The following is an 11,333-nucleotide window of genomic DNA, read 5'->3' as shown; positions in this document are numbered from 1 at the left end:
GGGCTCATGCTCCAACGAAAAAGAAGTGCATGGCCGATCTGTTCAGCGTCGATGAACCGGAAAAGGCGCCGCTTGGGCGGCCGCTGGCCGACAGGCTGCGGCCCAAGAATCTTGGCGAGGTCGTCGGCCAGGAGCATCTGACCGGCCCTGACGGCGCGCTGACCAGGCTGATTGGTTCTGGTTCGCTCGGCTCAATGATCTTCTGGGGTCCGCCCGGTACCGGCAAGACCACGGTGGCGCGGCTGCTCGCCGGCGAAACCAGCCTGGCCTTCGAGCAGATATCAGCGGTCTTTTCCGGTGTCGCCGACCTGAAGAAGGTGTTCGAAGCAGCCAAGCTACGCCGCGCCAATGGCCGCCAGACCTTGCTGTTCGTCGACGAGATCCATCGCTTCAACCGCGCCCAGCAGGACAGTTTCCTCCCTGTCATGGAAGACGGAACCGTCGTGCTGGTTGGCGCCACGACCGAAAACCCGTCCTTCGAACTGAATGCGGCCTTGTTATCCCGCGCGCGCGTTCTGGTCTTCCATTCGCTGGGCGAGGAGAGCATCGCCAAGCTGATGGTGCGGGCCGAGGAGACCGAGGGCAGGGCGCTGCCGCTCGACGACGAGGCGCGGGCCATGCTGATCCGCATGAGCGATGGCGACGGCCGCGCCTCTCTTACCCTGGCAGAGGAAGTCTGGCGGGCAGCAAAGCCCGGCGAGGTCTTCGATCCTGAGGGATTGCAGCGCATCGTCCAGCGCCGCGCCCCGATCTACGACAAGGGCCAGGACGGCCACTACAATCTGATCTCGGCGCTGCACAAATCGGTGCGCGGCTCCGATCCCGATGCGGCTCTTTATTATCTCGCGCGCATGTTCGATGCCGGCGAGGATCCGCTCTATCTCGGCCGCCGGCTGGTGCGCATGGCGATGGAGGACATCGGCCTTGCCGACCCGCAGGCGCTTGTCGTCGCCAACGCCGCTAAGGATGCCTACGACTATCTCGGCTCGCCCGAGGGCGAACTCGCCTTTGCCGAGGCCACCGTCTATCTCGCCACCGCACCCAAATCCAACGCCGTCTACAACGCTTTCAAAGCGGCCACGCGGGCCGCGAAGGAACATGGCTCGCTGCTGCCGCCCAAGCACATCCTCAACGCGCCGACCAAGCTGATGAAAGAGGAGGATTACGGCGCCGGCTATCGTTACGACCATGACGAGCCGGATGCCTTTTCGGGGCAGGATTACTTTCCCGAGAAGATGGGCCGCCAGACCTTCTATGATCCGCCCGAGCGCGGCTTCGAGCGCGACATCAGGAAGCGGCTCGATTATTGGGCGAAGCTGCGCAAAGAGCGGGAATAGCGGGTTTGCGTGACCCGGTCGTCGTCACGCTTCGAAACGAGGCTTCGCCTTGGGGCATTTCCGCCGCGGTCGCTCTCCACGCGCTTCTCGCTGCGATGCTGGCCGTGATGCCGTTGCCGAAGCCGCCGAAACGGCTGGAGGAAGAGCGGGTGTCGGTCGACATCCTGACGCCCCAGCAGTTCGAGGCCTCAACCAGGCCGCCGCCTGCTCCCGTCCCGCCGACAGTGCCCGAAGTGCGGGCAGCGGTGCCGCCGCCCGCTGCGAGCCCGCCCATACCCCAACCGCCCACCGCGCCGGCCATGATCCGGCCGACCGAAATGCTGTCGGCCAAGACGCTGGCCGATCCGCGCAGCCGGCAGGCGCGCGCCGATCTCGCCACCTTCGCGTCCGACGAGCGCATGGTGCAGTTGTGCAATCTCGAAGCCATGGATCAGATCCGCCGATGGCGCACGGATTATCAGCCGGAGCGGGTGGTGCCTTACGCAACGGCGGAGGAAAAAATCACTGGAACCACGATCGCCGCGAATGGTGCGGCTTTCCGCAGTCGCAGAAACTGGTATGGTCTGAAGTTCAGATGCCAACTGGCTGGGGACGGTGAAAGCGTCGTCGGCTTCGAATTCCTGGTTGGCGATCTGGTTCCCAGGGAAAAATGGGACGAGCTTGGCCTGCCGGCGGTGCATTGACCTGATACCGGCAGGCTTCATCAGGCAGCCAGCCGGCCACGATACCGCGGCCGTTGTGTGGTGACCCAAAAAACCTTATCAAGGCGCACGGCCGGGCGGTGGTCGTTGCCGTGATTTGGGCACCTCATTCGCAACAGGATCGCGCTTCGCGCGTGGAAAAATGACAAAAAACCTTCGCAAATCCCTTCGCAAATTCGCCATTGCCATCCCGCTTCTTGCCCTTGGCTTCTATTTCATCCCCATCCTGACGACGATCTTCATCGTTTGCGGCCTGATCGACGTGCTGCGCAACGACAGGAAGGATTTGTCACTGTTCAGCGGTTATTTCCTAGGCAACGGCCTGTTCACCTGGCTGCTTTCGCCTTTCAATCTGCTGGTCGACTTGCTGTGCTACAGAAATCCTGGCGTCTGGAAGCTGGAGCAGTTTCCCGCCGACTATCAGCGCGAGGTCAATGAGGTCCTGGACATCTTCAAGGCGCGCAAGGACGAGATCATCGCCGACATCGACGCCAATTTCGGCACCGGCCGGCGCGGCATGTATGTCTACCAGTGGTACGGTAAGCACAAGATCGACAATGTCGCCGAGTTCAACAAGGATTTCAAATACATCAAGACCATCGCCGTTTCCGTGTTCAGCAAGCGCGAATCAACGTCCTGGCACTTCGGCCCGCTGCGGCTGAGCCTGCGCATCCTCTACAATCTGATCCCGGTGAAATCGGAGATTTTCGTCGAGTGCGGCAACGTCAAGAACTACTGGTACGACAATCCGCTGTTCATCTTCGACGACACGCTGCTGCATCGCTCGGTCAACGAGTATGACGGCCGTCGTTACTGCGTGTTCATGGACATCATCCGTCCGTCCCCGGTTCCGGGGCTGATCGCGGGCATGCTCGCAATCGTCTCGGTAAGCGTCGAGCGCATCAATTCCATGTTCTACAAGAACTGGAAGATGATCGGTTCGACCAAGCCGAAGAAAGCCGGGACGACCTGAGCTTTAAACTCAGAGCAGTCGGTTCTGCCGGCAGCATTTGGGTGCTCTGAATGTATGAGACTTGGCCATCCTTGTCGGCCGCTCATGCGCCGGAACGGCTCCTGGCTGCATAAACGATGTCTTGGGTTGACTTTGACAGCCCTACTTCTTCTCCTTCTGGCGGCCGCAAGTGACGAAGAATAAATCTCTCGGATTTTGGACAGGAACGTATCTATGCACCGTCTTGCTGGGAGTTGCTCTTGCAGTCATTTACGTAAGCCTTGAAGAGCCTGTCTATTATTGGGACTTCGCTGCCTATTTCGACACGTTCAATCGGCAGGGCACGCTCTTGGTCCAGAGTCCTCTCGAGTGGCTCAGCCACTTGAGGGCCTCAATCGCAACGGAAGACTACAGTGCGGCAATCCTGGTGCCGCTGATGCCGTTTCACATCGTCTTTGGCGATTCGAGGTTTTCATACATCGCCGGAATAGTCGCTATTTACCTGGTCCCGACCGCCCTTTTCATCGGCAGAATGAGCTATCTGGAGGCGGCGACCGAGACATCTTCATCCCGAAGCTGGCTCGCGGTATGGATTGCGGCCTTTCTCTACACGCCGTTCTGGGCGGCGACGCTTCGTGGATTGCCTGATGTTGCCGGCTGCCTCGCGCTCTCCGCGGCAACCTATTTTCTTTGGAAATCGAGGTTCCTGACCCATGAACCGGTGATCAGCGGAGTACGCGTCGGCATATGTCTGTGGTTGGCGTTCGTGCTGCGCCGCTGGTATGCCTATCCTGTCATCGGGGTCGGAATTTCCGCAGCCTTGTTCTGTCTTCTGCAGGTCGCAAAAGACCGGGACTTTCCGGCACTCCGGAATACCGCCGTCGGAGGTTTGTGTGCGGTTCTCGTTGTCGTCGGAGCCGCATTGACCTTCCAGCAACCCTTGATCCTCAAGATCCTGGGAACCAGCTATGGCGACCTTTACAGCGGATACAAGACGAGCTTCGTTTCGCAGGTTGACCAGATAGGATCCCGGCTCAGCTATGTGAACTGGCTGTTGATCGTAGTTGGCCTTTACATCTCCGTCATACGCCGAAACAGATTTTCCCTGTTCTGTGCCGTTGCCTCGGCTCTCACCTTTTTCCTCTTCACCCGGATGCAGGATCCGGACCGTCATCATTCAATGCCGATGTTTCTTTGGCTCTTTCCTGCCTATGCCCAGGCAATCGTTGCGATCGTTTCGATGCCGGCGCTGAGATCGCGATGGTCGACTGCCGCGATATCGGTAGCCACTGGACTTGCTTTTTTTGGCACCTTTTTTCCGCTTGGCCGCCAGATGCTATCGCCGATCAGCGACGTCTTTGCCAGGGAAGCCACGCTCCCTCTTCACCTCGACAATCTCTCTGAATACAGACGCCTCATCGATGATCTTGTTGGAAGAATGCGACCCGAGGACCGTTTTTCGGTATTTGCCTCCGGCTCGGTCATGAGCGACTCGTTGTTGTATGAAATGGATAAAGATCTTTACCCCCGTATCGAGTGGACCTGTCAGGTCGATAGTCGCGATCAATTCAGGCCGGGAGTGCTGAAATCCAGATATATCGTCGTAACCGACCCGCCCGTCACCCATTTGCAGTCGGGCGCGCAGCTCTGTGTCACGATACCGGACCAATATATTGTCGAAGGCAAAGGCATCGGCCCAGCCTATAGGCGCGTCGCGGCTTATCAGTTGTCCGGCGACGTCATGGGCTACCTCTACGAACAGGTGCGCCCGGTCAGCAAAACGGAAATAGATGCCCTCTACGCCGACCTCAGGAAGAAGTACCCAGGCTGGACAACACCTGAGTGGTGACGACAGCGTTTGGGCAGGGCTCCCAGTCACTCTTCGCGGCTGTTATTACACCATCGTCTTATAGCGCCGGCGAGCCTCGTTCCTCTACAACTTGATGCAGCGGATATATCAGGGAGGATATAACGCTGCTGTTGAGTTGGAAGCGACAGTCGCCTTGGGAGGATAAGGTGAACGGACGGCAGCCGACGGGTCATCATTCGGATTTTATCCAGGCCTCAATCGCCAGCAACGATGCGGCGCGCTCGGCGTTGGTTGCCTCTTGGCGGCGTTCGCTCACATTGCACGGTCTCGATCCAGCCGAGCGACAGGCGCCACGACGCTTGACCGAAGGCGAACTGAGGCAAGCCAGGCAGCGTATGGAACCGTTGCGCCGTGCCGCCGATGCCAGCCTTGACCGGCTATACATGGCTGTCGGCGGGGTTGGTTGCTGCGTGCTGCTTGCCGACAGTGAAGGCATCCCGGTCGACCGCCGCGGCGCTGTTGCCGACGACGACACGTTCGACGAGTGGGGCCTGTGGACGGGCACCGTCTGGAGTGAGGACTCCGAAGGCACCAACGGCATCGGCACATGCCTTGCCGATCAGCGCGCCCTCACCATTCATCGCGACCAGCATTTCTTCGCGCGCAACACACTGCTCAGTTGCACCACCGCGCCGATCTTCGATCATGAAGGCAATCTGGCGGCGGCACTCGATGTCTCGTCATGCCGGTCGGACCTGACCGAAGGCTTTGTCAACCTGATCGCCATTGCGGTTGGCGATGCCGCGCGCCGCATCGAGGCCGAGAATTTCCGCCTGGCGTTTTCCAATGCACGCATCTTGCTGGCGCCGGTCGCCGAGCGCAGTGCCGGTGCGCTGATTGCTGTCGATGCCGACGATCTGGTGGTGGGCGCGACGCGCTCGGCGCGCCTGGCTCTCGGCATCACCCAACAGACCTTGGTCAAGGGGTTGCCGGCCGCCGATATCCTTGGTGGCTCGGCCGGGGCCGCTGAAGACCTGGGCGAAGCAGAGCGCGGCGTGGTGCAGCGCGCCATCGCGCGCGCCGAAGGCAATGTTTCGGCCGCCGCCAACAATCTTGGAATTTCACGCGCCACCTTGCATCGCAAGCTCGCCCGCTTCGGCATCCGCCGCCCGCACTGAGCTTTGAGGGGCAGAGCTGTCGCAGATCTGCGACACTCGGCACCGGTCGAATGCTGGGCATGGGCTGACAAGTCCGAGCCCATCCGCAACTCTTCCCAGTGACACGTCACATCCCGTGGCGCTGCATATTGGGAGGAAGACAATGAACAAGGTGGAATTTTCCCGCACGGCCAAGGTTCCCTTCGCCAAGCGCTATGACAACTTTATCGGCGGCAAATGGGTGGCACCGCTGTCCGGAAAGTATTTCGAGAACATCTCGCCGGTGAACGGCCGGCCGCTGGGCGAGGTCGCTCGGTCCGACGCCAGGGACATCGAGGCAGCGCTCGACTCCGCGCATAGGGCCAAGGATGCCTGGGGCAGGACAAGCGCCGCCGCCCGCGCGCTGATCCTCAACCGCATCGCCGACCGCATGGAGGACAATCTCGATCTGCTGGCCCTCGCCGAGACCTGGGACAATGGCAAGCCGATCCGCGAGACGACCGCCGCCGATCTGCCGCTGGCCATCGATCATTTCCGGTATTTCGCCAGCGCCGTGCGCAGCCAGGAAGGCGGCATCTCCGAGATCGATCACGACACCGTCGCCTATCATTTCCACGAGCCGCTTGGCGTCGTCGGTCAGATCATTCCCTGGAACTTCCCGCTGCTGATGGCGGTGTGGAAGCTGGCGCCCGCACTTGCCGCCGGCAATTGCGTCGTGCTGAAGCCGGCCGAACAGACGCCCGCCACCATCATGCTGTGGGCTGACCTTGTCGGCGACCTCTTGCCCGATGGCGTGCTCAACATCGTCAACGGCTTTGGCCTCGAGGCCGGCAAGCCGCTCGCTTCGTCGAACCGCATCGCCAAGATCGCCTTCACCGGCGAGACGACGACCGGCCGGCTGATCTCGCAATATGCGAGCCAGAACCTCATCCCGGTGACGCTCGAGCTCGGCGGCAAGTCGCCCAACATCTTCTTCCAGGACGTGACATCGGAGGACGACGACTTCTTCGACAAGGCGATCGAAGGCTTCGTCATGTTCGCGCTCAATCAGGGCGAGGTCTGCACCTGTCCGAGCCGGGCGCTGGTGCATGAGAAGATCTACGACAAGTTCATGGAAAAGGCTCTGAAGCGGGTCGAGGCAATCGTCCAGGGCGATCCGCTCGATCCGGCAACGATGATCGGCGCGCAGGCGTCGAGCGAACAGCTGGAAAAGATCCTGAGCTATTTCGACATCGGCCGGCAGGAAGGTGCCGAAGTGCTGATCGGTGGCGAACAGAACCATCTGCCGGGCGATCTGGCGGGCGGCTATTACGTCAAGCCGACCGTGTTCAGGGGTCACAACAAGATGCGCGTCTTCCAGGAGGAGATCTTTGGGCCGGTGGTTTCTGTCACCACTTTCAAGGATGATGACGAAGCGCTGTCGATCGCCAATGACACGCTCTACGGCCTCGGCGCCGGCATCTGGAGCCGCGACGCGAATCGCTGTTACCGTTTCGGCCGTGCCATCCAGGCCGGACGCGTCTGGACCAACTGCTACCATGCCTATCCTGCGCACGCCGCGTTCGGCGGTTACAAGCAGTCCGGCATCGGCCGCGAGAACCACAAGATGATGCTCGATCACTATCAGCAGACCAAGAACATGCTGGTCAGCTACAGCCCGAAGAAACTCGGCTTCTTCTGATCGCCTCCCGAAGCGGCGCATGATCCTTTTCCGAACGATCATGCACGATCTGTGCAAGAGGCGCGGCTGACCGGCCGCGCCTCGGTGTCTTCTTGAAGAAGGCGCTCCTGATGGAGGACGGCATGCTCGACAAGGTTTCCCTGGGAAAAGTCTCAGTCACGCCGGCAGCCAGAACCTTTCTAGCTGAAATCATCGCCGACCATGGTCCGGTGTTGTTTCACCAGTCGGGCGGTTGTTGTGATGGCTCCTCGCCCATGTGCTATCCCCAGGGGGATTTCATCGTCGGTGACAATGATGTGCTGCTCGGCGAGATCGACAAGACGCCGGTCTATATCAGCGCTTCACAATATGAGGTGTGGAAGCACACCGATCTCATCATCGACGTCGTGCCGGGCAGGGGTGGCATGTTCTCGCTCGACAATGGGCGCGAGCGGCGGTTCCTGACGCGTTCAACTGTTTGCGCGGTGCCTGCGCCTACGCAAACAGGGGATTGACCTCGCCGTCCCGTCAGGGGCAGTAACGGTCATGTTCAATCTGCTTCTCGTTGTGGTCGGTGGCGGCATCGGCGCCGGTATTCGTCATCTCACCAGCATGGGCGCGCTGCGCCTTGTCGGCCCCAACTATCCCTGGGGCACGATGGCCATCAACATCGCCGGCTCGTTCGCCATGGGCCTGTTCATCGCCATCTTGGCGCGCCGCGGCGGATCGAACGAGCTCAGGCTGTTCATTGCCACCGGCATCCTCGGCGGCTTCACCACTTTTTCCGCGTTCTCGCTCGATTTCGCGACGCTTTGGGAGCGGGGAGCCACGTTGCCGGCGTTCGGATATGCCCTTGCCAGCGTCATTGGCGCCATTATCGCCCTGTTTCTGGGACTTTGGCTCGCAAGAACCGTTTCATAATGCTATTGCCGCGCCGAGAGCAGGCCGAGCCCTGCTTGGGAACCGGATAAGCGAAAAGATATGGCAGGCGTTGAACAGATTACGGTGGAGGCCGGCGAGGCGGGCATGCGGCTCGATCGCTGGTTCAAGACCCACTTCCCGGGCCTTGGTTTTGGCCACCTGCAAAAGCTGCTGCGCTCCGGCCAGATCCGCGTCGACGGCGGCCGCGTCAAGGCCGACACCCGTGTCGAGCCCGGCCAGATGGTGCGCGTGCCGCCGCTTGAGGTGGACAAGAAGGGCGAGAGCGCGCTGACCGGTCACTCGATCCGCAACCAGGGCGATGCCGATGTTCTCGCCAAGATGCTGATCCATGAAGATCCCAAGGTCTTTGTCTTCAACAAGCCGGCGGGCCTTGCCGTGCAAGGCGGCTCGGGCGTCACCCGCAATGTCGACGACATGCTGGAGGCCTGGCGCAACCAGAAGGGCGAGAAGCCGCGGCTCGTGCACCGGCTCGATCGCGACACCTCGGGCGTGCTGGTCGTCGCCCGCACCCGGCTTGCCGCCATGAAGCTCTCGGAAGCGTTTCGCGCCCGCGAGACCAAGAAGACCTATTGGGCACTGGTCAAGGGCGTGCCGCCCAAGCGCGAGGACAAGATCTCGACCTGGCTGATCAAGGAGCCGACGCCGGACGGTGACCGTGTCCGTGTCGCCGCGCATGGCGAAAAGGGCGCCGACCACGCCGTCTCCTATTACCGCATCATCGAACAGGCGGCGCAGACGATGACCTGGCTGGAAATGGAGCCCTACACGGGCCGCACCCACCAGCTTCGTGTCCATGCCGCTTACATCGGCTGCCCGATCCTGGGCGATCCGAAATATTTCGAGGCCGACACCAACTGGGATTTCCCCGGCGGTATTCAAAACCGCCTGCATCTGCACGCCCGCCGCATCATCATTCCGCATCCGGACAAGGGTATCATCGATGTCACCGCGCCAATGCCGCCGCATATGCGCCAGAGCTGGAACCTGATCGGCTTCGACGACGCCAGCGCGGAGGACTGATCTTGAGCGGCGCCACCGACACGCTCGACCGGCGCGACACGGTCGACCTGGCCGCCGCCGCCATCATGGTCGGTCTGACATTTTCCTGGGGGCTGAACTACGTCGCCGCCAAGGTCTCCTACGCCGGCTACGACCCCGTCTTCCTGTCGATTGCGCGCTCGATCATCGGCGGTCTTTGCGTCTTCGCCTGGTGCCGGTGGCGCGGCATAGCGCTTTTCACGCATGATGGGACATTGCTCGCCGGCATCACGGTGGGCGTGCTTTTCGGCATCGAGTTCCTTTGCCTTTATGTTGGTCTGGAGCACACCACCGTTGCCCGCAACACGCTGCTGGTCAACACAATGCCGTTCTGGATGCTGCTCGGCGGCCATTTCCTGCTCGGCGAACAGATCACCCTGCGCAAGTTCCTTGGCCTGCTGCTGGCGTTTGCCGGCCTTGCCGCGGTTTTTTCCGACAAGCTTGGCGGTAGCGGAGACATGTTGTTCGGCGATCTCCTGAGTCTTGGCTCCGGATTTTTCTGGGCCTTGACCAACATTCTCATCAAGCGTTCGAAGCTGGTGGAGGCGAGTGCTGAAAAGCTTCTGCTCTATCAGCTCGCCGGTGCTGCAATCGTCGGCATATTGGTGCTGCCTCTCGCCGGTCCGCCTGTTCGCGACCTGACCGTGCTGCCGACTTTGGCTCTGCTTTTCCAGGCGGTCTACATCGTCGCCTTTACCTATGTGCTGTGGTTCTGGCTGCTGCGGCGCTATCCGGCGTCAGGCCTGTCCAGTTTCACCTTCCTGTCGCCGGTTTTCGGCGTTTTGTGCGGCGCCATGTTCTTGAATGAGCCGCTGACCATGCGCATTTTTCTGGCACTTGGCCTGATTGCTGCCGGTCTGATCATCGTCAACCGGCCGGTGCGCAAGCTGACGCCGGTGTGAGAGAGACTTCTATGCGTGATATCCTCAACGACCTCGAAGCGGGCAAATATCTTTCCGATCCCGATCCTGTGCGTCGCGCCCAGATCCAGATGAAAACGCATCTGCCGAAGCGCTTCTACAAGACCGTCTCGGTCGCGCCGGTGGAAGACGGCTTTGCCGTGCATCTCGACGGCAAGCCAGTGCGCACGCCGGGCAAGGCACTGCTGGCCCTGCCGACCGAGGCAGCAGCAGCGCTCGTCGCCGACGAATTCGCCGCACAGGGCGAGACCATTGATCCGGTGACCATGCCGGTGATGCGGCTTGTGAACACCGCTATCGATGGCGTCGCCAGCGATCCGCAGGCGGTGCTGGAAGACATTCTCCGCTTCGCCTCATCCGATCTGCTCTGTTACCGCGCCGACGCGCCGCAGGGGCTGGTGGAGCGGCAGAACCAGCATTGGGACCCGGTGATCGACTGGGCGAGGGCGACGCTTGGGGCCCGCTTCAATCTCGCTGAGGGGATCATCCATGTCGAGCAGCCACGCGAAAGCATCGCCGTGCTGGGCAGCCATCTTGCCCAGCGCGCCGAACCGCTGCGGCTGGCCGCCATCCACGTGATGACGTCGCTGACCGGTTCGGCGCTGCTGGCACTGGCTGTCGATTTCGGCGAGCTCGACGCTGAGGCTGCCTGGGCTGCCGGCCATGTCGACGAGGACTGGCAAATCGAGCAATGGGGGCAGGACGCCGAAGCGGTCGCGCGCCGCGCGGCCCGCAAGCGCGACATGATGGCCGCTATCGGCCTGCTCGAAGCGCTCAAGGGCTGACGGGTTTCGCCGCCCGCTCCGCTTCATCCCG

11 protein-coding genes are annotated in these 11,333 nt (G+C 61.3%); all 11 read left to right on the top strand.

Going from position 1 to position 11,333, the window contains the following annotated elements:
* Nucleotides 1–29: 29 nt before the first annotated feature.
* The gene (locus EJ076_RS21435) at nucleotides 30–1,337 is read left to right on the top strand and encodes a replication-associated recombination protein A (protein ID WP_126069207.1); all 1,308 of its coding nucleotides are present in this window, start codon (nucleotides 30–32) and stop codon (nucleotides 1,335–1,337) included.
* Between the two features lie 5 nt (nucleotides 1,338–1,342).
* Nucleotides 1,343–2,020 carry a DUF930 domain-containing protein gene (locus EJ076_RS35845; protein WP_245462850.1) on the top strand — a complete coding sequence of 226 codons (678 nt, stop codon included), beginning with the start codon at nucleotides 1,343–1,345 and terminating at the stop codon, nucleotides 2,018–2,020.
* 160 nt (nucleotides 2,021–2,180) lie between these two features.
* Nucleotides 2,181–3,011: an aspartyl/asparaginyl beta-hydroxylase domain-containing protein gene (locus tag EJ076_RS21425; protein ID WP_109672246.1), complete on the top strand. Its 831-nt coding sequence runs from the start codon at nucleotides 2,181–2,183 to the stop codon at nucleotides 3,009–3,011.
* A gap of 169 nt (nucleotides 3,012–3,180) precedes the next feature.
* The gene (locus EJ076_RS21420) at nucleotides 3,181–4,839 is read left to right on the top strand and encodes a hypothetical protein (RefSeq protein ID WP_126069206.1); all 1,659 of its coding nucleotides are present in this window, start codon (nucleotides 3,181–3,183) and stop codon (nucleotides 4,837–4,839) included.
* Nucleotides 4,840–5,006: 167 nt separating this feature from the next.
* Nucleotides 5,007–5,978, top strand: coding sequence for a helix-turn-helix domain-containing protein (locus tag EJ076_RS21415; RefSeq protein ID WP_109672252.1), 972 nt, complete (start codon nucleotides 5,007–5,009; stop codon nucleotides 5,976–5,978).
* Nucleotides 5,979–6,120: 142 nt separating this feature from the next.
* The gene (gene adh, locus EJ076_RS21410; protein ID WP_126069205.1) at nucleotides 6,121–7,638 is read left to right on the top strand and encodes an aldehyde dehydrogenase; all 1,518 of its coding nucleotides are present in this window, start codon (nucleotides 6,121–6,123) and stop codon (nucleotides 7,636–7,638) included.
* A 122-nt stretch (nucleotides 7,639–7,760) separates the two neighbouring features.
* Nucleotides 7,761–8,132 (top strand): DUF779 domain-containing protein, encoded by a 372-nt coding sequence (locus tag EJ076_RS21405; RefSeq protein WP_109672355.1) that lies wholly within the window; start codon nucleotides 7,761–7,763, stop codon nucleotides 8,130–8,132.
* A 31-nt stretch (nucleotides 8,133–8,163) separates the two neighbouring features.
* Entirely contained in the window at nucleotides 8,164–8,538 is a 375-nt protein-coding gene (gene crcB, locus EJ076_RS21400; RefSeq protein ID WP_109672258.1) for a fluoride efflux transporter CrcB, read from the top strand.
* A 60-nt stretch (nucleotides 8,539–8,598) separates the two neighbouring features.
* Entirely contained in the window at nucleotides 8,599–9,579 is a 981-nt protein-coding gene (locus EJ076_RS21395; protein WP_126069204.1) for an RluA family pseudouridine synthase, read from the top strand.
* Between the two features lie 2 nt (nucleotides 9,580–9,581).
* Nucleotides 9,582–10,499, top strand: a complete 918-nt coding sequence (locus EJ076_RS21390) for a DMT family transporter (protein WP_126069203.1) — start codon at nucleotides 9,582–9,584, stop codon at nucleotides 10,497–10,499.
* Nucleotides 10,500–10,510: 11 nt separating this feature from the next.
* The gene (locus EJ076_RS21385) at nucleotides 10,511–11,302 is read left to right on the top strand and encodes an ATP12 family chaperone protein (protein ID WP_126069202.1); all 792 of its coding nucleotides are present in this window, start codon (nucleotides 10,511–10,513) and stop codon (nucleotides 11,300–11,302) included.
* Nucleotides 11,303–11,333 lie beyond the last annotated feature (31 nt).

Source organism: Mesorhizobium sp. M7D.F.Ca.US.005.01.1.1, from assembly GCF_003952545.1.
Classification (GTDB): Bacteria; Pseudomonadota; Alphaproteobacteria; order Rhizobiales; family Rhizobiaceae; genus Mesorhizobium; species Mesorhizobium loti.
This window is presented reverse-complemented; position numbering and strand designations above follow the sequence as displayed.